The following is a 20,116-nucleotide window of genomic DNA, read 5'->3' on the forward strand; positions in this document are numbered from 1 at the left end:
TCTTTCATCATCTTACCCTTTCCGTCTAACAGATACAAGTGCGGCACTTTTATTTTTCACCTTTCCCGTTCCCTTTGCAAACAAAAAACCCGCCGGACGGCGGGAACGAAAAAAGGCGCCGCTAGCGCCCGAATACAAACAAAACGATGAAAACAGAAACAATAAAGCTGAGAATGTCGGCCAAAATGCCGACTTTTAACGCATCGCCCATTTTTTTGACGCCGACGGCGCCAAAATAGACGGTGAGCACGTAAAGCGTCGTCTCCGTACTGCCTTGGATCGTAGAAGCAAGGCGCCCGATGAACGAATCCGGGCCGTAAGTAGCGATCAAATCGGTCGTCATGCCGAGCGCCGCCGTGCCGGAAAGCGTGCGGAGAGCCGCAAGCGGAACGACTTCGGCCGGCAGTCCAATGGCATCAGCCAGCGGTTTGATCACTTCCATCATGGCATCAAGCGCCCCTGAGGCTCGGAAAATGGCGACCGACACCAACATGCCGACCAAATACGGGATGAGCGAAAACGCGATCTCGATCCCTTCCTTGCCGCCTTCCACAAACGCTTCGTACGTCGGCACTTTCTTTGCTGTACCGTAAAGCAAAATAAAAGCGATGAGCGCAGGGATCAGCCAAACAGAAAGAAGTTGGACGATGGCCATTATGGCTTCCTGCCTTTCCGCATCCGTTTCCAATAATAGTACCGGTCAATCAATACCGCCCCAATCGTCGAAATCGTCGAAGCGACGATCGTCGTCCCAATGATCTCGCTCGGCGCCGCTGAACCGTACGTCATGCGAATCGAGATGACGGTCGCCGGAATGAGCGTAATGCCTGATGTGTTCATGGCCAAAAACGTCACCATCGACCGGCTAGCCTCGTCGCGGCCGCCGTTGAGCTTTTTTAGCTGCTCCATCGCCTTTATGCCCATCGGCGTCGCCGCATTGCCAAGGCCGAACATGTTGGCGACCATATTCGAGACGATATAGCCGAGCGCGGGATGGCCGGGCGGCACCTCTGGAAACAAGCGGCGTACGAGCGGCATAAACAGGCGCGCCGCTTTGTCAAGCAAGCCGGCGCGTTCAGCGATCGCCATCAGCCCGAGCCAAAACACTAAAATGCTGACCATGCCGATGCTGATCGTCACCGCTTCTTTGGCGCTTTCAAACACCGCTTTGTTCACTTCGTCCATCGTGCCGTTGGCCGCCGCAAAGACGATGCCAATGACCGCCATCATCACCCAAATGAGGTTAACCATCGCTTCTCACACCTAAAAAGCGAAATACTTGCCATAAAAACCCTCGGCCGCTTCCTTCCTTTCCCGGTTCATACAGCAGCGGCACCGAATCAACCGCCTTTTGATGCAAATAAAGCACCGCCTTTCCGACCTCTGTCGGCGCCCGTTCTGGGTATTTTTCCCATTCCTTGCGCGGCTTCAGCAAATACACTTTCACCCGCAGCCCGCTCTCCTCTTTATCGGTCACCGGATATCGCAAATCGCGGACCGCCTGCAGCCGCCCGCGGTAAAACGGATCAGAAATTTTGTCGACCACCCGCTCGCTGCTCACTTTGGCGATGTGATAATGAGAAAATCCATATTCGTACATAGCGATATGGTCATTCCAATCGTCCGGTGCATCCAACGTCACGGCGATCAAATCGATGCCGCCTTTGGACGCCGTCGTCACGAGCGTGCGATGGGCCCGTTTCGTATAGCCGGTTTTGCCGCCGGTGCAATATTCGTAAAGACTTGTCAACAACTTGTTTTTATTTCGCCACACACGCGCGCCGTCTTCGCCGGGCGGAGCGGGGGCGCGGTACACCTTCGTCCCCGAGATGCGCCGAAACTCTTTGTTTTTCATCGCATATTGCATGAGCAGCGCCATATCGTACGCGGTTGAGTAGTGGTTTTCCGCGTCATCCAACCCGTGCGGATTGGCAAACTCGGTATCACGCATCCCGATTTCAGCCGCTTTTTGGTTCATTAAAAAAACAAATCCTTCGACGCTGCCGCCGACATGTTCAGCGATGGCCACCGCCGCGTCGTTGCCGGAACGAAGCATCAGCCCATATACCAAATCGCGCAGTTTGATTTTCTCCCCTTGGCGCAAGTAAATTGACGACCCTTCGGTCCGGACAGCGCGGGCGCTGACCGTCACCGTGTCGTCCATCTTCCCCGATTCAATCGCCAAAATGGCGGTCATAATTTTCGTAATGCTGGCGATGCGCCGTTTTGTATAGGCATCCTTGGCAAACAAAACCCGCCCGGAATGCTGCTCTATCAAAATCGCGCTTTTTGCGCTCACCCCATCCATAGCGCGCATCCGCTCTGGAACAAATGCCATAATCCCCGCAGCGAGTGCAAGAATGAGCGCAATGAGCCGCTTCTGCTTATTCATCTCATATCGGCGAGGATCCCCCTCCTTTAAGGAGCGGGGAGGAATCGCCTGTTCCTCCTTTCCGATTAGGCTGAACGGGCCGCAGCCGAAGAAACGTCGCGGCGGAAACAGGCTGAACCCCAAAGCCGCGTTTTGTACAAGTGTATGCGTCGATGGGACAAATATGATGAAAAAATGCCGTTGCAAGGGGAGACAGCCCTGAACGATCCGCTCCGGCGCTTGCGCTGGGCGCATTGATGACATTTCCCTGCAAAGAGAAAGCCGCTCCCCGAAAAGACGGACAGGTGTCCTGATGGATCGCAGCGCCTGCTCTCCCAAAAAAAACGGGCAGGGGGTTCCCCCCCGCCCGTTTAAAACGGCTGCCAACGAAGCTTCCGCGCCTCATGAAAGCGCTCTTCAACGTTGCGCCAGTTGACGACGTTCCACCAATGTTCGATGTACGCCGCCCGATCATTTTTGTATTGCAAATAGTAGGCATGCTCCCACACATCAAGCACGAGAAGCGGGATCACATCCCATTGCGCCATGAGCTGGTGTTTTTCCGCCTGCAAAATTTCCAGCCGGTGCGCTCGCGGCGCCCAAACGAGCAGCGCCCAGCCGACCCCTTCGGCGCTTTTCGCCGCTTCGGTGAAATGACGGCGAAAGGCGGCAAAGCTGCCAAAATCGCGCTCGATTTGCGCCCGCAGCTCCCCGCGCGGCTCGCCGCCGCCCTCTGGATGCATGTTGTACCAAAAGATAGTGTGCAAATAATGCCCGGAGCCGTGGAACGCCGCTTCCCGCTCCCAATGTTTCAACAGATCAAAATTGTTCGTCCGGCGCGCCTCGGCCATCATCCGCTCCGCCTGATTGAGACCGTCGACATAGCTTTGATGATGCTTCGTATGGTGGAGGCGCATGATTTCTTCGGAAATATGCGGCTCGAGTGCATCATAACGGTACGGCAGCGGCGGCAAGACATGACGGCCGGGCGCTGCTTGTTGACGCGGCTCACCGCCGTCGTCCGCATCCACCCAGCGTCGCTTTCCATCGGTCACGTTGTCCGCTTGACCCGGCTCGCCGTCAGCTATATCAGGCAGCGAGTCGGAGAGCTCCGCCATAAAAGCCGGCTCCTTTGCGTCCTCAACCCGCTCTGCCGTCCCGCTGGTGTCAAGCCATCCGTCTTCGTTCTCTTTGTTTTCACTCTCCAGTTCAGGCGACACCGATTCCCCTTCGACTTGTTCTTGCGTCGCCTCTTCTTCCCGCTCGGCAGCTGACGAATCAGCCAGGCGGACGGCCCGAGTGTATACGTCATCGACAAGACGCTGGAGCTCGTAAATCGCTTCTTCGGTCCATTCATCGCCGTGTCCATCGATGTACGCCAACAAAGACGAAAGCCCAACATCCTCAGCCATCCTGCGTGCAGACAGCGCCTGTTCAACTTGTCTTCCCCACGCAGCCGCTTCCATGACATACTGGCGAAGCGCACCGACATACACGTCATCGGCAAGGCGCTGAAGCTCGCGGACGGCCTCTTCCGTCCACTCGCCGTCATGCTCGGCAATAAACTCGAGCAGCGACGAAGCGCCATCCGTGCTTGCCCCACGCAAAGCGAGCGTCTCCTTGACTTGATTTCCCCATTCGTTCACCCTAGCCGCATATTGGGCGAACAACACCTGATCGTCCATTTGGTAAAAACCTCCTCCTGTTTTGTTCGCCATATCGTATGCTGTCATGGGGAAATCGTTCTTGTCCGCATTCACCCAAATTCCCGGCCGCTCATACATAGAGGAGCGAGGGCAGTCATCATAGGAAAAGACAGCAAGGAAGAACAGAATCGCCGCAATGCTTCCCTGCGGCGGGTCTGCAAATGAGCCATAGATAAACCGCTCAAAAAAATCGGGCTGACCCAAAACATATTCGCGTTTTGGGTCAGCCCCCCTTTTTTCTGAAAAAGGCAGGCTACTTTGGCAAACCGCCGGCTGCACCAAACGGTTTCCTTGTCCGGACGCACAGAAAACGCGGCGCCAACCGCATTTTCTCGTTACGCCGACCGTTCAGGCAAGCGGCACTCGCCGGTTTCCGCCCATTCGCTGACAAGCGCCTGCAGCGTTTTGGCGTCTACCTCGGCAAAATAACGGCGCAATTCCTCTTCATCGTGAATATAGACGCGCTTTCGCTGCCGATACGCCGGATTTTTCCATAAACAGACAAGAGCAATGATGTCGCGCAAACGAATGTCGCGCCCGTTAGCCGTAAACAGTGGATCGCTTTCATACGGCAGCCAATCAAGCAGCGCCGCCTCAAAATGGCGCAAATACAACACAGACAGCGTCCGCTCTTCGCCCCCGTCGCGGTACGTGACTTCCGAGCGGTTGAAATAGTCTTCAAACGTGTTCGATTGCGACTTTTGCAGCTCTTCACCGTACAGGCGGCAAACGTTCATGAGCGCTCTCCTTCCCCGATCAGCCATTTTTCTTTAGTTTACCATATTCCGGCTGCCCATCGCTCAAATTTTCTGCTAATTTTTCGAAAAATAAATCCGCTTCCCGCTCGGATTCGCCATCGTCCGCCCATTCCGGCAGCGGCGGCAGCTCCTCGAGCGTTTTTAGCCCGAAATAATCGAGAAATTCCGGGGTTGTCCCGTACAAAATCGGCCGCCCGGTTCCTTCGGCTCGTCCAACCTCTTTAATGAGCGCCCGTGCCATCAGCGTCTGCAATGGCTTGTCGCTTTTTACACCGCGAATTTCCTCAATCTCCGCGCGTGTAATCGGTTGGCGGTATGCGATAATGGCGAGCGTCTCAAGCGCCGCCTGCGACAGCGGCGATGCTCCCGGCGCTTCGACCAACTTCTTTAAATAGGGGGCGTGTTCTTTTTTTGTCGCCAACAAAAACACGCCGCCAAGTTCGACAAGCTGGATGCCGCGCTCTTCCCGTCGGCAGTCTTGTTGAAGCTCCTCGATCACCGCTTTCGCCTCTAGCTCGCTGACTTCCAACACAGCGGCAATTTGTGAAAGCGACAGCCCTTCGTCACCGGCAGCAAACAACAGCGCTTCGACAATCGCCTTCGCCGGCTTGAGCGCGCCGGCTCCCTTTTTTTCTCTTTCGTTTTGTTCCATCGCCCTTCTGCCACGCCAAACTCGTTGGCGCCCCTCCTCCTTTCCTCCTGTTTTCGTCGTTTCCCAAGTCTTCTCACCCCAATGTGAGTCAACTCTCCGCCTTATCATGGCATGGGCAAACAAACAACAAAAGAAAAGCGGCCCGCCGCAGCGAACCGCCGCGGCCAAACCGCACCGCCTCAACCGGCTGGTTTCACCACAAGAAACAAATCGCTGAAATTCCGTTCTTGCTCAACGATGATTTCGTCTTGCTTCATCAACTCTAAAATCGCCAAAAACGTCACGACGATATACGAACGATCGTAGGACGGAAACAGCTCGTAAAAGTTTTTCCGCCCGTTCGCCTGCTTTAGTTCATGCAAAATTTCCGCCATGCGCTGTTCGACGGAAATATCTTGGCGGGAGATTTTCGCCCGCATCGGTTTTTGCAGTTTTTTGCGGCGCAACAGCTTCGACAAGGCGCCAAGCATATCGTATACGTTCACATCCAGCGGCGCCGCCTTTTTCTCATCCGCGTATGCGCTTAAGTCGCTCGGCGGCTTTGTAAACAAAAGCGCCCGCTCCTCTTCGCGCCGCTTCAGTTCGCGCGCCGCCTCTTTAAACTTTTTATATTCAAGCAGCCGCTGCGTCAGCTCCTCGCGCGGGTCCCCGTCATCGCCCCACTCGATGTCGCCGTCGACAGCTTCCTCATTGGAGGGCGGCAACAGCATTTTGCTTTTGATCGCAAGCAAGGTGGCCGCCATCACTAAATATTCGCTGGCGATATCCAACTCAAGCTCCTGCATGGCGTGAATGTACGCCATATACTGCTCCGTAATTTGCGCGACCGGAATATCATAAATATCAATTTCATAGCGGTTGATCAAATGCAAAAGCAGATCAAGCGGCCCTTCAAACGCTTCGATTTTGACGTTGTACGGCAATTGCACATCCATCCCACCATTTTTTCCAGAACCACCGCCCGGTAGGCTCGTCTCCAGCTGCAGTACATTTATTGTATCATAACGAAGCGGCGAAGCGAACGGAAAACAGTCTCTTTTTTGCGCCGCAGGCCGCCGAAGCCGTATAATCGAAGAAGAGCCGTCCGCCTTCACATGGCGCGGCCCACTTTTGAAAGGAACGATGGCCGATGTATCCAAAAGCGTATATCGAGTATTTGGTCCATTTCCATAGCGACCGCGATTATTTCGAATGCCACGAGATTTTGGAGGAACATTGGAAACAAGACGGTCGAAACAAAGGTTGGCTTGTGCTCATTCAAATGGCGGTCGCTTTTTACCATTACCGGCGCGGCAACACTTCCGGCGCGCTCCGCCTCATTCGACGGGCGCGGGCGCTGCTTGACGAAGCGCAAGAGATGATCCGGCGGCTCGGCCTCGATGACGAGGCGCTCGCCCGCTTGCTCGACGAGACGGCTGGGCGGATCACTCGCGGCGAACCGTACGAAAGCGTCGAACTGCCGATTCGCGACCGTTCCCTTTATGAGCAATGCCAGGCCGCCTGCGCCCGCCGGCAGCTCGTTTGGGGGCAAGCCAGCGACCTAGCCAACCTTGATCTTGTGGATAAACACCGGCGCCGCGACCGCTCGGACGTCATCGCCGCACGCGAACAAAAAAAACGGGCCAAAGCGGAAGGAGTTGGCTTCCCTCCCCCTCCGCCGCCCGCCTGAGCGCGGCACCGCGCTAGTTTCGTTATTCGTTGCACGCATGGCATTTATCGAAAAACGAGGCGGTCCACTCGTTGGCGCACAATCGGCGGCCCGGGTACACCTCTTTCAATGCCTTGACCATCTGTTTTCCGATCCCTTGGTGGCGGTGTGACGGATTGACGCTGATGTGCTGGATTTCCACAACATCAGGAGCGCGCAACAGGACGCCGATAATGCCGACGATGTCATCCCCTTCTTTCCATAAAAACAGCTGCCAATCGTTGTTTGTTTCATACTGTTTCATCGTCTGCTGCAGCCGTTTCAGGTCTTTTTCCGTCGGCATAAACGACAACAGTCCCATGGCGATTTTCTCATAGTTTTTTCGGTAACGGATTAACATAAAAATCCCTCATTATCGACAAACGCTTTTCCGAAATGGAAAAGTTTTTGTCATTTTCTCTATACGTATTATAAACATTCTCACCGATATTGTGAACCATTTCATGCCTTTTTACGCAAATGTCCGCAAGACGTTCGCCATTTCGATCGCCGACACCGCCGCTTCCCATCCTTTATTGCCCGCTTTCGTGCCGGCCCGCTCGATCGCCTGTTCAATGGTGTCCGTCGTCAACACGCCGAAAATGACCGGAACACCGCTTGCAAGCGCCGCGTGGGAGACGCCTTTGGCCGCCTCGCTGCAGACGTAGTCAAAATGGCTCGTTGCCCCACGGATGACGGCGCCAAGCGTAATGACAGCGTCAAACTGCTTCGATTCCGCCATTTTTTTCGCCACAAGCGGGATTTCAAACGCACCCGGCACCCAGGCGACAGTGATGTCGCTGTCGCTCACGCCATGGCGCGTCAAGCCGTCGATCGCCCCAGATAAAAGCTTGCCCGTGATGAATTCGTTAAAACGAGAGACGACGATGCCGATTTTCAATCCGGTGCCGACTAAGTTTCCTTCAATGATGCGCATGTTCGTTGCTCCTCCCATCATTAAAAATGAAGCATATGTCCTAATTTTTCATGTTTCGTGCGCAAATATTTTTCATTTTCCTTTTTCGCTGGCATCTGAATGGGCACCCGTTCAACGACTTCGAGTCCATGCCCTTTTAAGCCGGCGATTTTGCGCGGGTTGTTCGTGAGCAGGCGCATTTTCGTCACGCCAAGATCTTTCAAAATTTGCGCCCCGATGCCATAATCGCGCAAATCGGCGGGGAAGCCCAGTTTTTCGTTCGCTTCGACCGTATCATAACCTTGCTCCTGCAACTTGTAAGCGCGCAACTTGTTCATAAGGCCGATGCCGCGCCCTTCTTGGCGCATGTAAAGCAACACCCCGCGCCCTTCCGCCTCGATTTGCCTGAGCGCCGCATGCAGCTGCGGACCGCAGTCGCACCGGTACGAGCCAAACACATCGCCAGTTAAGCATTCGGAATGGACGCGCACCAAGATCGGCTCATCCGGGATGATCTCTCCTTTGACAAGCGCCACATGCTCTTTTCCGTCGAGCACGTTTGTGTAGCCGATGGCGCGAAATTCGCCGAATTCGGTCGGCAGCCAAACGTCCACCTCCCGTTTCACGAGCTTTTCCCGCTGACTCCGATAGGCGATCAAATCTTTGATCGTGATCATTTTCAATCCGAACTGATCGGCGATTTGCCGCAAATCAGGAACGCGAGCCATCGTCCCGTCCTCTTTAATGATTTCGCAAATGACGCCGGCCGGCTTCGCGCCGCACAAACGGGCCAAATCAACCGCCGCTTCTGTATGGCCGGCGCGCCGCAAGACGCCCCCCTTTTTCGCAATCAACGGAAAAACGTGGCCAGGACGTTTAAAATCGCTCGCTTTCACATTCGGATCAAGCAGCGCCTGAATCGTCGCCGCCCGCTCGTAGGCGCTGATTCCCGTCGTTGTCGTTTTGTAGTCGACACTCACCGTAAACGCTGTGCCATGCGCGTCCGTGTTATGAGTGACCATCGGCTCAAGCTCGAGCCGCTCCGCCAATTCCTCCGTAATCGGCACGCAGACGAGCCCGCGGCCATGAGTGATCATAAAGTTAATGACATCCGGAGTAGCTTTTTCGGCCAGCACGACAAAATCGCCTTCATTTTCGCGGTCTTCGTCATCGCAAACGATGATCACTTCTCCGTTTTTCAGCGCCGAAAGCGCTGCTTCAATCGTGTCAAACATCAAGCTTGCCCCCTTTTCCACTATTTATAGCCGTGCTGCTCCAAAAATTCGACCGTCAATTTGGAGGTCGGCGTCGCTTTCGCGGTGAGGAAAGCGGCGACGTACTTGCCGATCATGTCGCACTCGATATTGACGAGATCGCCCGGCCGCTTTTCGCCTAAAATCGTCGCCTCACGCGTATGCGGAATGAGTGAAACGATGAACGTGCGCTCGCTCAGACCGAAAATCGTCAAGCTCGTCCCATCGACTGCGACCGATCCTTTCTCAATCATATAGGCGCGCAGCGAGGCCGGCACTTCGATTTCATAGTAGACGGCGTTCGCTTTCGGCCACTGCCGGATGATGCGCCCGACGCCGTCCACATGCCCGGTGACGAAATGGCCGCCAAACCGTCCTCCAGCCGCCATTGCCCGCTCCAAATTCACCTTCGATCCCGGCTTTAATGTCTTTAGCGCCGTCGCTTTCACCGTCTCCGGCATGACATCGACCGTAAACTGCCGTTCGGTGAACGATGTGACGGTCAAGCAGACGCCGTTGACGGCGATGCTGTCGCCAAGCCGCACATCTTCGAGCACCCGCTTGGCGCCAATCGTCATCACGATGGCATCGCCGGTTTGCTTCATTTGTTCGATCGTGCCGATCTCTTCAATAATGCCAGTGAACACAACGATTCCTCCTTCCGTTTCGGCGCGGCGACGATTTTGATGTCCGGGCCGATCGTCTCGATGCGGCGGATGTCAAGCTCCACCGCTTCAGCAAGCCGGGCGAAGCCAAGGCCGCCGACCGGCGTCGGCGCCCCGCGGCCGCCGATCAGCTTCGGAGCGATATAGGCGATGACCTCATTGACTGCTCCCGCGCGGAGGAAGCTGTCATGAACGCGCGAGCCGCCTTCGACAAACAGCGACATGACTCCCTGCTCCCCAAGCAGACGGAGCACATCGCGGACATCGATCTGGGCCGTCGGCATTGAAAATACGCGCACCCCAAGGCGCTCATACGCCGCCGCTTGTTCCCGACTGACGCCGCCGGTGATGATCCACGTTTCTGCTTCCTTGTCAGCGACGACATGGGCGTCAAGCGGTGTACGCAATTTTGTATCCAAAATGATGCGGAGCGGATTTTTCCGCTTTTCCCCAAAGCGGACGGTAAGCTTCGGGTTGTCGGTCAAAACGGTGTTGACGCCGACCAAAATGGCGTCATGCTGCGCACGAAGGCGATGGACATCCTCACGCGCCGCGCTTGATGTAATCCATTTGCTTTCCCCCGTCGCCGTCGCGATTTTGCCATCGAGGCTGCATGCGAACTTCAACGTGACAAACGGCGTTTTTGCGGCGATATAGTGGAAAAACATCCGATTCAATTCGTCCGCTTCGTCTTTTAATACGCCAACATCAACGTCAATGCCCGCTTGGCGCAGCTTGGCAATCCCTTTTCCCGCGACAAGCGGATTCGGGTCGGTCGTGGCAACGACGACGCGACGGACGCCCGCCTGGATGAGCAAATCGGCACATGGCGGCGTTTTTCCATAATGGCTGCACGGCTCAAGCGTCACGTACACCGTCGCACCGCGCGCCTTCTCGCCAGCCATGCGGATCGCATAGACTTCCGCGTGCGGCTCACCCGCTTTCAAATGGGCGCCAAGCCCAACAACCGTCCCACCGTTGACAACGACCGCGCCAACGGCAGGATTGGGAGACGTTTGCCCGACTCCAGCTTTGGCCACATCGAGAGCGAGCCGCATATAATGTTCATCGTTATGCACCGCACTCCCTCCTTCAATAAAAATGAAACCCCCGGGATGTCCCCGGGGGCTCATCGATGAGAGAATGACCAATGATGCGCAAACAAACACATGTTCGCCAAGCAGGCTATACCGGCCGGTCGGAAACAAAAGATACTACCATGCCTAGTCGGCCGACAGACGCTGCCCACGCGGTCTGAACCGGCCGAAAACAGCCGTGCGCATATTGGCATCCTTCTCCCATCCAGACTATACTGTCGGCTCCGGAATCGCACCGGATCCTGCCTTTCGGCTCGCGGGCTGAGGGGCGGAAAGCCCCATCACCGCCGGTCGGGAATTTCACCCTGCCCCGAAGGATGCATCACGATATCGTTATGTTCATTATACCACACGAAACGCCCTGCATCATCATTCCGCAACCCAAATCCAATACGCCGCTCCCCACAACAGGCTGGCCGCAAGCAAAAAGAAAAACAAGCGCCAGTTGTTTCGAACAGTCCGATCATCCTCGCTCATGCGCTGTTTACGGTTCGTCAAATACTTTCACTTCCTTCATCACGTCGCCGTTTTTCATCGTCTTCACGACGTCCATGCCCGATGTCACTTGGCCAAAGACGGTGTGCACCCCATCCAAGTGCGGCTGCGGCTCGTGGACGATAAAGAACTGGCAGCTGCCGGTGTCGCGGCCGCGGTGCGCCATTGACATCGCGCCGGTGACATGTCGGTGTGGATTGTTGTCCGTCTCGCACGGGATCGTATAGCCGGCATCGCCCGTTCCATTGCCGCGTGGACATCCTCCTTGGCTGACAAATCCAGGGATGACGCGGTGGAACGTCAACCCGTTATAAAAGCCTTCGTTTGCGAGCTTCTCAAAATTGGCCACCGTCGCCGGCGCCTCGTTTGGGAACAGTTCAAACTCGATTTTCCCGCCGTTTTCCATGAGAATATATCCTTTTTTCGCCACAAGCATCCAGCTCCTTTTCGACATCGAAACTGCTTTTATCATACCATGATGGCCAAGTGAAACAAAAGAAAAAATGTCTTTTCAAATTCGCACGCCGCCTGACCGCGTCGCGTTTTTCCGATAGCCAAGCAGGCGAGCGTACGGTATAATGATAATGCATTTTCGTAAACAGGAGGCGAGCTATGTGAAACGAACGATCGCTTCATCGCTGCTTTGGGCGGTGCTGCTGGCATCTCCGGGCATCGCAGCGGCCGATGCCGCGCCGGGCGATGTCATTGTGACGCTCGGGGAAAACTTAACGAATGAACAAAAGCAAAAAGTGCTCGACGAAATGAAGGCGCCGGACGGGGCGCAAACGATCACCGTCTCAAACGTTGAGGAGCATAAATATTTGGACGGACTCATTCCGAAAGCGCAAATCGGCACGCGCGCCATCTCGTCGTCGATGATCACGATAAAAGAGCCCGGCTCGGGGCTTCATGTCGAAACGCACAACATCACATGGGTGACGAAAGAGATGTATACAAACGCCTTGATCACCGCAGGGGTGAAAGATGCCGATATTTACATCACTGCTCCGTTCCCGGTTTCCGGCACCGCAGCGCTGACGGGGCTGATGAAGGCGTATGAAATTTCCTCGGACCAAGCCATCCCTGATGATGTCAAAAAAGTGGCGAACGAGGAAATGGTGCAGACGGCGAAGCTCGCCGATTCGATCGGCGCGGACAAAGCGGTCGCCCTGCTGGCGAAAATCAAACAAGAAATCGCCAACAACCCACCGCAGACGGACGCTGATTTGCGCGCCCTTATTGAAAAAATCGCCAACGACCTTGGCATTACGCTGAGCGAGAATGAAATCAACAACCTGATTTCCCTTTTCCATAAAATGCAAAATGCCCATATTAATTGGGATCAAGTGAATGATCAGCTGAGCAAGGCGAAAGAACAGCTATCGGCGTTTTTGCAGTCAGAAGAAGGGAAAACGTTCATTCAAAATCTGATCGACATCTTGAAAGAAATTTGGAACGCGATCAAATCAGCATTTTCCTCAAATCAACAATGAAAGAAGGCGCCCCAAAAAAAGCAGCGGGCGCCTTTTCTTTGTGGAGGCCGTTCTCTTTCCAACCGGCGGCCTTCACTTTTTCACTTTCGTTTTCAAAGGCAAATCATATTGGATCAAATCTTCATATGTCTCCCGTTTCACAACGAGCTGGGCGTCGCCGTTTTCAACGAACACAACGGCTGGGCGCGGCAGACGGTTGTAATTGTTCGCCATGGAATAGCCGTAAGCGCCGGTGCAAAAAACGGCCAAATAATCGCCCGGCTTCGCTTCCGGCAGGGCGATGTCCCAAATGAGCATGTCGCCTGACTCGCAACACTTCCCGGCGATCGATACGACTTCCGTCGGCTCGCCGAACACCCGGTTGGCGAGCGCGGCTTCGTATTTCGCTCCGTAAAGCGCCGGACGGATGTTGTCGCTCATGCCGCCGTCAACGGCAATATAGGTGCGGACGTTGGGCACCTCTTTGCGCGAACCGATCGTATAAATCGTCGTTCCGGCATCACCCACGAGCGACCGGCCCGGCTCGATCCAAATTTCCGGCAACGGCAAGCGGCAAGCTTCGGCCTGCCTTTTCACCTCTTCCACAATGCAGTCGACGTACGCTGTCACCGGAATCGGGTCGTCTTCCTCCGTATAGCGGATGCCAAAGCCGCCGCCAAGATTGACAACCGCTGGGACAAATCCGTGCGCCTTGTTCCACTCCGCCAGCTTGGCAAACACTTTTTGCGCCGCGAGCACAAACCCAGCTGTTTCAAAAATTTGCGAGCCGATATGGCAATGAACGCCGAGCAGCTGAAACGCGGCCGATGCCATGACACGGCGAAACGCCTCGTCCGCCTGACCGTTGTTTAAGTCAAAGCCGAACTTTGAATCTTCTTGCCCGGTTAAAATGTAATCGTGCGTATGCGCCTCGACCCCCGGCGTCACGCGGAGCAAAACCGGCACCGTCCGACCGGATGACTCCGCCAGCTCTTCGATCAGCTCGAGTTCGTAAAAGTTGTCGGCAACGATGCAGCCGATGCCGTGTTCAAGCGCCATCGCCAATTCGTCCCGGCTTTTGTTGTTGCCATGAAAATGGATGCGCTCAGGCGGAAAACCGGCCGCAAGCGCCGTATACAGCTCACCGCCTGAGACGACGTCAAGCGACAATCCCTCCTCAGCGGCCAGCTGCACGATGGCGACGGCGGAAAACGCCTTGCTCGCATACGCGACTTGCGCCCGCACGCCGTGGCGCTGGAACGCTTCTTTAAACGCGCGCGCCCGAGCGCGGATCAACGCAACGTCATAAATATAAAGCGGCGTGCCATACGTTTTGGCCAACTCGACCACATCGACGCCGCCGATTTCCAAATGCCCTTGTTCATTCACGCGGCTTGTCCCGTGAAGAAACATCGCAAACCCCTCATTCCTCTATCGAAATCGCATGGCAAAAGCAAAAAAGACAGTTTGCAAAATCGGCAACTGCCTTTACAAAATGGAAAACCGCAAAGCGCCATCGGCTCTGCCTTGAAACGGAAGGCCGCACACCCCGCGCTGGGCCATGCCCATTCCGCCCGTGCAAACGTGCGAAGCACTGAGGCAAGCACCATCAGTGCAAGCAATTAAATATAACTTATCATAATTATAAAAAAGTTGCAATAGCGCTAAAACGAAAAAAGCGGCCGCCAATAGGTGGAAACGGCCGCTTCCAAATGGATCGTTCGCGTCATGACGGCTGTTTTTGCCGGTCTTGCGGGTGAACGATGCTCGGGCGCACTCTCGCTCCGGCAACCGAACGGCGGACGACAATTTGCATAAATGCCGCTGGATCGAACGGGATGAACGGCCATAAGTACGGCGTATTAAGCGAGCGGATGCTGGCGAGCCAAAGCAAATAAACGGTCGTGCCAATGACGAGCCCGGGCACTTTAAACAAGGCGACAAGAATGACCAATGCCAATCGAGAAATCTTATTCGCCACGCTCAACTCATAGCTTGGCGTCGCAAAGGAACCGATCGCCGCCACCGAAATGTACAAGATCACTTCCGGCACAAACAGCCCGACATCGATGGCGATTTGTCCGATCAAGACGGCGGCAATCAAACCCATCGCGGTTGATAGCGGCGTCGGGGTATGAATGGCTGCCATCCGCAAAAACTCAATCCCAAAATCAGCGAGCAAAATTTGCACAATGATCGGGATGTTCGTTTGTTTGTTCGGCCCAATAAACGCCCATGATTCGGGCAGCAACGACGGTTCAAGGACGAACAGCACCCACAGCGGCAGCAAAAACAACGACGTCAAAATGCCTAAAAACCGCACCCAGCGCACAAACGTCCCGACCCCTGGCGACTGCCGGTATTCCTCGGCATGCTGGACGTGGTGAAAAAATGTTGTCGGCGTGATGATGACGCTTGGCGATGTATCAACCATAATGAGCACGTGCCCTTCAAGCAGGTGCGTCGCTGCTACATCTGGCCTCTCGGTGTAACGGACGAGCGGGTACGGGTTGTATCCTTGCTTGACTAAAAACTCTTCGACTGTTTTGTCGCCCATCGTCAGTCCATCGACGTTGATTTGCTGCAACTCTTTCTTGACGAGTTCAACAAGCCCCGGGTCAGCGACGTCTTTAATATAGGCGATGCATACGTCCGTTTTTGACCGCTCGCCGACTTGCAAAATTTCAAAGCGCAGCCGCTCGTCGCGGATGCGGCGGCGGGTGAGCGCCGTGTTGACAATGATGTTCTCGACATAGCCGTCGCGGGCGCCGCGCACAACTTTTTCCGTATCCGGCTCTTGCGGCTGCCGACCCGGATAGCTGCGGACGTCGACAGCAAATCCGGTCGATTCGCCTTCAATCAAGACGATGATCAAGCCCGACAGCAGCTTGTCAACCGCTTCGTCGAGGCTCGTCACCGGACTGACTTGCTGATGAACGAGTCGATTTTCGATGATCTGCCACGCTTGGGACGCCTGGCGTTCATCATCGTTGACGCGCACAATTTGTTTTAACAATTCGATAATGTATTGCGTGTCGCATAAACCGTTGCAGTAGTAAATATGTACTTCCCGGTTTAGGACATAGATTTTCCGCACGCCTAAATCAAAGCTTGTCCCGACGCCGATCCGCTGTTGCAAAAACTTCGCGTTGTCAACGAGCCGCTTCGCGATCGGCGCTTTCGGTTTCTTTTCTTTTTCCGGCATGGCCACCACTCCTTTCGAGAATCAACTCGACCGCCTTGCGCGTAATCGGCGCTCCGTATTTCGCATGGTCTCGGTATCCCATTTTGCCGATGTCGCCGATGCCGACGATGAGCGGAATGTTCAGCCGGTCAAGGCAGTAGACGGTATCGCCATTGATCCGCCCGATCTCGAGGTCCCGGAAGCCTTCTTTATCGACCCCATATTCGGTCATCACGCCGTCACGGTCGATGCTCACATGCACTTTTGTCCATTCATGCTGGTGCGTATTGGAGGCAACCGCCAGCGCCCCAAGCACCTCAATTTGCTCATGCGTCGCCACATAGCGAAGCGCCTGCTCTCCGGCCCCCTCCCCGAGGGCGCCGCAATCGTCAAACATGACAAACACTGGATCGTGCGGCGTTTGCAAAATGAGTTCGACCAACTGTTCACCGCTCAGTTTCGTCGGATTGCCTTGCGAGCGGGAAATGCAACGGCCGCCGATCTCGGCGGCAACCCGCTCAATCGCCCGGCAGGCGAACTCGTCCCCATCCGTTACTAAAATGACTCGTCGTTTTTCCATCATCTCTACCCTTTCGGTTTGCAAGTGAGCGCCGCGGCAAAAGAGCCAGCCACGATAAAAGCGAACAAGGCGCCGGCAAATCGGAACACCGCTGCTCCGGTTTCGACAAATCCCTCCGGCCGCGGTTCTGCCATGGCTCCTTTCGCCAACCAATACCCAAATCCGCATAGCGGCATCGTCGCCCCGGCGCCAGCCCAAGCGACGAATGGATCATAGACGCCGCCAAAGCCAAGGAGTACGCCAAAGACGACAAGCGAACCGGCGACGCCAGCCGGCGTCCATTTGCCGCGGTCGATGATGAGCTGAACGATGGCGCACAGCAGCCCGCCGGCGAGAAAGGCACGGACGTATTCCATATCACATTCCCTCCTGATCGTTCCCAAATAAAAGACGTCCTACGGCGGCAAATCCGGCTCCTGTCCAGCCGCTTCGATGACGACGCCGTGAGCGATCGCTGGGATCGACTGTTTTTGCTGCACCATCGTTTGACTCAAGAGCGCCCCGGTAGCGACGACAAACAGGCGTCGAAACGTTCCGCGGGCGAGCTCTTGAAGCAAATACCCGTACGTGACGACCGCCGAGCAGGCGCAGCCGCTGCCGCCGGCGAACACCTTTTGATCTGGCCGGTAAATCATCAGCCCGCAATCGTTGTAAACGTCGGTCACATCGTAGCCTGATTCAGCAAGCAACTCGCGGACGATGACGCTGCCGACGCGCGACAAGTCGCCGGTGACGATCAAATCGTAATCGCCCGGCGAGACGCCTAAGTCACGGAAATGCTGCTCGATCGTATCGGCCGCCGCCGGAGCCATCGCCGCCCCCATGTCGAGTGGGTTTTTCAGCCCGGCGTCAACGACTTTGCCGATCGTCGCCGCCCGGACGCGCCAACGTCCCGGCGCGCGGCCAACAAGCGCGGCGCCGGCGCCCGTGACGGTGAACGTCGCCGTTTTCGGCTTTTGCACCCCCAGTTCAGTCGGGTAGCGAAACTGCCGTTCGGCCGTCGCGTTATGACTGCTTGTCGCCGCAAGCGCCCGATCAGCCAATCCACCAGCGACAAACGCAGCGGCTGCCGCCAACGTTTGCATCGAGGTCGAACAGGCGCCGAACAAGCATAAAAACGGAATCGGCAGCTCGCGGGCGACATAGTTCGATGTCGCATTTTGGTTTAACAAATCACCGGCCAAAAATAGATCGACTTCTTCGGCAGAGACGCCCGCCTTTTGCAAGCAGCAATCCACCGCCTCCCGCATCAGCCTCCGCTCGGCCAGCTCCCACGTCGCTTCGCCGCAATATAAGTCGCGATGACAAACATCAAAATAACTTCCGAGCGGCCCGTCGGCTTCAAGCGGCCCGACTGCGGCAGCGGCCGCTTGGATGTAAACACCATCGTCAAACACCCATGTCTGCTTTCCGACACGTTTCATGGCCAATCCCTCTTTTCGTCACGGCCAAACAAGGCCAAGCACATAGGCGGCAATCAGACCATAAATGACCGCTGCCCCACCGGCTTTCAACATCTGCCCGGCCACCCCGGCCGTCCATCCTTCGCTGCGATGCTCGATAGCGGCGCTGGCGATCGCATTGGCCAGCCCTGTAATGAGCATCGTCGCCCCCGCACCGGCAAATTGGCTGAAATCATCATATTTCCCGACGGCCGTCAGCACAATCGCCAATCCAGCCATCACCATAGACGCCCACAGATGGGCCTCGAGCGGCGAAGCGGCAAACGTGCCGCCATACCAATCAGCGAGCCATTGCGCCAACGCACAAAACATCCCACCGACAAAAAACGCTTTTACCGCATTGGCGGCGTATGGGGGAGAAGGCTGAAACGCCTTCACCTCGCGGACATAATCGGACTTTAATCCCACGTTTCCTTCCCCCTTTGTCAGCGAAAGTGATCGACAAAATAAAGCCAATGAAACAACGAACCGGCCACTTTGCCAAAGGCGATGGCCATAAGTAAAATGACGATTTTATCATCGACGCCGATCCGCTTCGCTAAAATCGGCCAAACGTTCAACACCTCTGTTAAAGCGGCAGCGAGCATTCCGATAAACACACCATGAAACAATCCGATCGGCGCTAGCCAATATTTGGATAAATGCCAAACAGAATGGCGCAAACTCATCCAACCGCCAACGATGGCGCCGGCTACAGCCCCCCATTCATAGGCGTGAATGCGTTTTGGCGTTTTCGTCAGCTGCGTCAGGCGCGGGATGACGCCAAGCACGACCAAAAAAGCGACAAATCCGGTTCCGACCGCCAACCCTCCGGCGAAGCCGACGAACACTACCAGCAAAATCTCAAGCGTCGTCAAGAGGCCTCAAGCTTTCTTTGTTTTCATGCAAAATGACGTACTGATCGATCGATTGCTGGTAGTTGAACATTTCGACTTCAAGAGGGCTGGGCTCCTCGTTGATTCGTTTGCGGAACCAATGGTTGAAAAATAAAATCATCCCGATGCCGAGCCCAAGCGAATACGGAATTTGCAAAAGCAGCGGTTTATCGACCGCTTGGCCGGTCATCATTTCGTACAGATGGCGATGCACTTGTTGCATGCTGACGTCCTCGTGAAAGTTCATGATCGCCATCGCCGAACCGACGAACAAAAGAAGCCAAACGAGAACGAAGGAAGCGGTCGAAACCTTCCGTTTTTCATAGACGACTTCAATGATCGTCTGTGATGGACCGATCATCTGCACATCAAGCGAGGAATCCAAGTCAAACACAGCCCTGATCATTTGCATCATATCGATGATGACGATATTTTTATCGCTGGGCTGGATGCGATAGAGCGGAATCGTCTTCAACCGCCGAATGAGCCCGCCATCCGGCGCAGCGATTTGGGCCGCCTGCCCGAGCGTCACCACCGCCCCCGGCTTGACTTGCACGCGATGGCGCGGCTTGATAAATATGGTGTTGGCCATTTGCTTCACACCTTTGTCCCCATTTTGTTTTTCTTTAGTTTGGTTGGCAAAAACACCGATCATGCGGCCTGTCGGCGTTCACCATCGATTTCATAAAAATAGAAAAGAATGGGCAAAAAATGCCCATTCTTTTTTAGACTTTTGTTGCTTGCTCTGGAAAAAGCGTTCCAAGATGCGCTTACAGACCAAAAGACGGATGCGATTCATGGTTCACCGCCGATGAATTGACATCCGTCGATTTTGAACACACCTGTGCGGACAAAATGGACTATCCGTCCATTTTGTTGCTCACTCCGTGCGGACAAAATGGACTATCCGTCCATTTTGTTGCTCACTCCGTGCGGACAAAA

The 20,116-nt window shown here is 55.2% G+C and carries 24 protein-coding genes and 1 riboswitch; of the genes, 2 read left to right on the plus strand and 22 right to left on the minus strand.

What is annotated here, in order from left to right; all coding sequences use genetic code 11:
• Positions 1-121: 121 nt before the first annotated feature.
• The 7 genes from JCR24_RS08940 to JCR24_RS08970 form a co-directional block, all read right to left on the minus strand.
• The gene (locus JCR24_RS08940; protein WP_011231766.1) at positions 122-655 is read right to left on the minus strand and encodes a spore maturation protein; all 534 of its coding nucleotides are present in this window, start codon (positions 653-655) and stop codon (positions 122-124) included.
• The gene (locus JCR24_RS08945) at positions 655-1,251 is read right to left on the minus strand and encodes a nucleoside recognition domain-containing protein (RefSeq protein WP_011231767.1); all 597 of its coding nucleotides are present in this window, start codon (positions 1,249-1,251) and stop codon (positions 655-657) included. Before JCR24_RS08945 ends, JCR24_RS08940 begins: the two co-directional genes overlap by 1 nt.
• The gene (locus JCR24_RS08950) at positions 1,244-2,392 is read right to left on the minus strand and encodes a D-alanyl-D-alanine carboxypeptidase family protein (protein ID WP_014196241.1); all 1,149 of its coding nucleotides are present in this window, start codon (positions 2,390-2,392) and stop codon (positions 1,244-1,246) included. The genes JCR24_RS08945 and JCR24_RS08950 overlap by 8 nt, the downstream gene beginning before the upstream one ends.
• 350 nt (positions 2,393-2,742) lie before the next feature.
• Positions 2,743-4,056 (minus strand): superoxide dismutase, encoded by a 1,314-nt coding sequence (locus JCR24_RS08955; protein ID WP_013144844.1) that lies wholly within the window; start codon positions 4,054-4,056, stop codon positions 2,743-2,745.
• A gap of 356 nt (positions 4,057-4,412) precedes the next feature.
• On the minus strand, positions 4,413-4,814 hold the full coding sequence (locus JCR24_RS08960; RefSeq protein ID WP_015375313.1) for a hypothetical protein: 402 nt from the start codon (positions 4,812-4,814) through the stop codon (positions 4,413-4,415).
• Between the two features lie 19 nt (positions 4,815-4,833).
• Entirely contained in the window at positions 4,834-5,487 is a 654-nt protein-coding gene (scpB, locus tag JCR24_RS08965) for an SMC-Scp complex subunit ScpB (RefSeq protein ID WP_033005253.1), read from the minus strand.
• A 179-nt stretch (positions 5,488-5,666) separates the two neighbouring features.
• Positions 5,667-6,422 carry a segregation/condensation protein A gene (locus JCR24_RS08970; RefSeq protein WP_238980479.1) on the minus strand — a complete coding sequence of 252 codons (756 nt, stop codon included), beginning with the start codon at positions 6,420-6,422 and terminating at the stop codon, positions 5,667-5,669.
• 194 nt (positions 6,423-6,616) lie between these two features.
• On the opposite strand from JCR24_RS08970, the gene JCR24_RS08975 reads away from it, so the two are divergent.
• On the plus strand, positions 6,617-7,156 hold the full coding sequence (locus tag JCR24_RS08975) for a DUF309 domain-containing protein (RefSeq protein ID WP_020754625.1): 540 nt from the start codon (positions 6,617-6,619) through the stop codon (positions 7,154-7,156).
• A 22-nt stretch (positions 7,157-7,178) separates the two neighbouring features.
• Here JCR24_RS08975 and JCR24_RS08980 read toward each other — a convergent pair whose 3' ends face one another.
• The 7 genes from JCR24_RS08980 to JCR24_RS09005 all read right to left on the minus strand — a co-directional run bounded on the left by JCR24_RS08980 (position 7,179) and on the right by JCR24_RS09005 (position 12,030).
• The gene (locus JCR24_RS08980) at positions 7,179-7,535 is read right to left on the minus strand and encodes a GNAT family N-acetyltransferase (RefSeq protein ID WP_013144843.1); all 357 of its coding nucleotides are present in this window, start codon (positions 7,533-7,535) and stop codon (positions 7,179-7,181) included.
• 111 nt (positions 7,536-7,646) lie between these two features.
• Positions 7,647-8,111: a 6,7-dimethyl-8-ribityllumazine synthase gene (gene ribH / locus JCR24_RS08985; RefSeq protein ID WP_033005258.1), complete on the minus strand. Its 465-nt coding sequence runs from the start codon at positions 8,109-8,111 to the stop codon at positions 7,647-7,649.
• 20 nt (positions 8,112-8,131) lie between these two features.
• Entirely contained in the window at positions 8,132-9,325 is a 1,194-nt protein-coding gene (locus JCR24_RS08990; protein WP_014196246.1) for a bifunctional 3,4-dihydroxy-2-butanone-4-phosphate synthase/GTP cyclohydrolase II, read from the minus strand.
• A 20-nt stretch (positions 9,326-9,345) separates the two neighbouring features.
• Entirely contained in the window at positions 9,346-9,990 is a 645-nt protein-coding gene (gene ribE / locus JCR24_RS08995; protein ID WP_033025772.1) for a riboflavin synthase, read from the minus strand.
• Positions 9,945-11,087: a bifunctional diaminohydroxyphosphoribosylaminopyrimidine deaminase/5-amino-6-(5-phosphoribosylamino)uracil reductase RibD gene (gene ribD / locus JCR24_RS09000; protein ID WP_013144840.1), complete on the minus strand. Its 1,143-nt coding sequence runs from the start codon at positions 11,085-11,087 to the stop codon at positions 9,945-9,947. The genes ribE and ribD overlap by 46 nt, the downstream gene beginning before the upstream one ends.
• Before the next feature lie 207 nt (positions 11,088-11,294).
• Positions 11,295-11,427: riboswitch (FMN riboswitch) on the minus strand.
• Between the two features lie 47 nt (positions 11,428-11,474).
• Positions 11,475-11,603 carry a hypothetical protein gene (locus JCR24_RS17475; protein ID WP_014196248.1) on the minus strand — a complete coding sequence of 43 codons (129 nt, stop codon included), beginning with the start codon at positions 11,601-11,603 and terminating at the stop codon, positions 11,475-11,477.
• On the minus strand, positions 11,590-12,030 hold the full coding sequence (locus tag JCR24_RS09005) for a peptidylprolyl isomerase (protein WP_033006697.1): 441 nt from the start codon (positions 12,028-12,030) through the stop codon (positions 11,590-11,592). The genes JCR24_RS17475 and JCR24_RS09005 overlap by 14 nt, the downstream gene beginning before the upstream one ends.
• Before the next feature lie 184 nt (positions 12,031-12,214).
• Between JCR24_RS09005 and JCR24_RS09010 the strand changes: the two genes are divergently transcribed.
• Positions 12,215-13,093, plus strand: a complete 879-nt coding sequence (locus JCR24_RS09010; RefSeq protein ID WP_015375315.1) for a DUF1002 domain-containing protein — start codon at positions 12,215-12,217, stop codon at positions 13,091-13,093.
• Between the two features lie 72 nt (positions 13,094-13,165).
• Here JCR24_RS09010 and lysA read toward each other — a convergent pair whose 3' ends face one another.
• The 8 genes from lysA to JCR24_RS09050 all read right to left on the minus strand — a co-directional run bounded on the left by lysA (position 13,166) and on the right by JCR24_RS09050 (position 19,766).
• Positions 13,166-14,485, minus strand: a complete 1,320-nt coding sequence (gene lysA / locus JCR24_RS09015) for a diaminopimelate decarboxylase (protein ID WP_013144837.1) — start codon at positions 14,483-14,485, stop codon at positions 13,166-13,168.
• A 313-nt stretch (positions 14,486-14,798) separates the two neighbouring features.
• On the minus strand, positions 14,799-16,277 hold the full coding sequence (locus tag JCR24_RS09020; RefSeq protein WP_011231783.1) for a spore germination protein: 1,479 nt from the start codon (positions 16,275-16,277) through the stop codon (positions 14,799-14,801).
• Complete coding sequence (spoVAEA, locus tag JCR24_RS09025) at positions 16,225-16,836, minus strand: stage V sporulation protein SpoVABEA (RefSeq protein ID WP_305054818.1); 612 nt, start codon at positions 16,834-16,836, stop codon at positions 16,225-16,227. Before spoVAEA ends, JCR24_RS09020 begins: the two co-directional genes overlap by 53 nt.
• A 5-nt stretch (positions 16,837-16,841) precedes the next feature.
• Entirely contained in the window at positions 16,842-17,192 is a 351-nt protein-coding gene (locus tag JCR24_RS09030) for a SpoVA/SpoVAEb family sporulation membrane protein (protein WP_012820684.1), read from the minus strand.
• Positions 17,193-17,231: 39 nt separating this feature from the next.
• Positions 17,232-18,260 (minus strand): stage V sporulation protein AD, encoded by a 1,029-nt coding sequence (gene spoVAD / locus JCR24_RS09035; protein ID WP_011231786.1) that lies wholly within the window; start codon positions 18,258-18,260, stop codon positions 17,232-17,234.
• A gap of 18 nt (positions 18,261-18,278) precedes the next feature.
• Positions 18,279-18,707, minus strand: a complete 429-nt coding sequence (locus JCR24_RS09040) for a SpoVA/SpoVAEb family sporulation membrane protein (protein WP_013144836.1) — start codon at positions 18,705-18,707, stop codon at positions 18,279-18,281.
• Positions 18,708-18,724: 17 nt separating this feature from the next.
• Entirely contained in the window at positions 18,725-19,156 is a 432-nt protein-coding gene (locus JCR24_RS09045; protein WP_011231788.1) for a stage V sporulation protein AB, read from the minus strand.
• Positions 19,143-19,766 (minus strand): stage V sporulation protein AA, encoded by a 624-nt coding sequence (locus tag JCR24_RS09050; RefSeq protein ID WP_238980481.1) that lies wholly within the window; start codon positions 19,764-19,766, stop codon positions 19,143-19,145. Before JCR24_RS09050 ends, JCR24_RS09045 begins: the two co-directional genes overlap by 14 nt.
• Positions 19,767-20,116 lie beyond the last annotated feature (350 nt).

The sequence above is a fragment of the Geobacillus sp. YHL genome, assembly GCF_022341265.1.
GTDB lineage: Bacteria > Bacillota > Bacilli > Bacillales > Anoxybacillaceae > Geobacillus > Geobacillus thermoleovorans.

Excerpts from the sequence above, each read along its gene's own strand:
- JCR24_RS08990 (WP_014196246.1), bottom strand. The coding sequence starts at position 9,325 with ATGTTTGACACGATTGAAGCAGCGCTTTCGGCGCTGAAAAACGGAGAA.
- JCR24_RS09050 (WP_238980481.1), bottom strand. The coding sequence starts at position 19,766 with ATGGCCAACACCATATTTATCAAGCCGCGCCATCGCGTGCAAGTCAAG.
- ribH (WP_033005258.1), bottom strand. The coding sequence starts at position 8,111 with ATGCGCATCATTGAAGGAAACTTAGTCGGCACCGGATTGAAAATCGGC.
- spoVAEA (WP_305054818.1), bottom strand. The coding sequence starts at position 16,836 with ATGGAAAAACGACGAGTCATTTTAGTAACGGATGGGGACGAGTTCGCC.
- lysA (WP_013144837.1), bottom strand. The coding sequence starts at position 14,485 with ATGTTTCTTCACGGGACAAGCCGCGTGAATGAACAAGGGCATTTGGAA.
- JCR24_RS08945 (WP_011231767.1), bottom strand. The coding sequence starts at position 1,251 with ATGGTTAACCTCATTTGGGTGATGATGGCGGTCATTGGCATCGTCTTT.
- JCR24_RS08940 (WP_011231766.1), bottom strand. The coding sequence starts at position 655 with ATGGCCATCGTCCAACTTCTTTCTGTTTGGCTGATCCCTGCGCTCATC.
- JCR24_RS08980 (WP_013144843.1), bottom strand. The coding sequence starts at position 7,535 with ATGTTAATCCGTTACCGAAAAAACTATGAGAAAATCGCCATGGGACTG.
- spoVAD (WP_011231786.1), bottom strand. The coding sequence starts at position 18,260 with ATGAAACGTGTCGGAAAGCAGACATGGGTGTTTGACGATGGTGTTTAC.
- JCR24_RS09030 (WP_012820684.1), bottom strand. The coding sequence starts at position 17,192 with ATGGAATACGTCCGTGCCTTTCTCGCCGGCGGGCTGCTGTGCGCCATC.
- JCR24_RS08960 (WP_015375313.1), bottom strand. The coding sequence starts at position 4,814 with ATGAACGTTTGCCGCCTGTACGGTGAAGAGCTGCAAAAGTCGCAATCG.
- JCR24_RS08970 (WP_238980479.1), bottom strand. The coding sequence starts at position 6,422 with ATGGATGTGCAATTGCCGTACAACGTCAAAATCGAAGCGTTTGAAGGG.
- JCR24_RS08975 (WP_020754625.1), top strand. The coding sequence starts at position 6,617 with ATGTATCCAAAAGCGTATATCGAGTATTTGGTCCATTTCCATAGCGAC.
- JCR24_RS08955 (WP_013144844.1), bottom strand. The coding sequence starts at position 4,056 with ATGGACGATCAGGTGTTGTTCGCCCAATATGCGGCTAGGGTGAACGAA.
- scpB (WP_033005253.1), bottom strand. The coding sequence starts at position 5,487 with ATGGAACAAAACGAAAGAGAAAAAAAGGGAGCCGGCGCGCTCAAGCCG.
- JCR24_RS08950 (WP_014196241.1), bottom strand. The coding sequence starts at position 2,392 with ATGAATAAGCAGAAGCGGCTCATTGCGCTCATTCTTGCACTCGCTGCG.
- JCR24_RS09020 (WP_011231783.1), bottom strand. The coding sequence starts at position 16,277 with ATGCCGGAAAAAGAAAAGAAACCGAAAGCGCCGATCGCGAAGCGGCTC.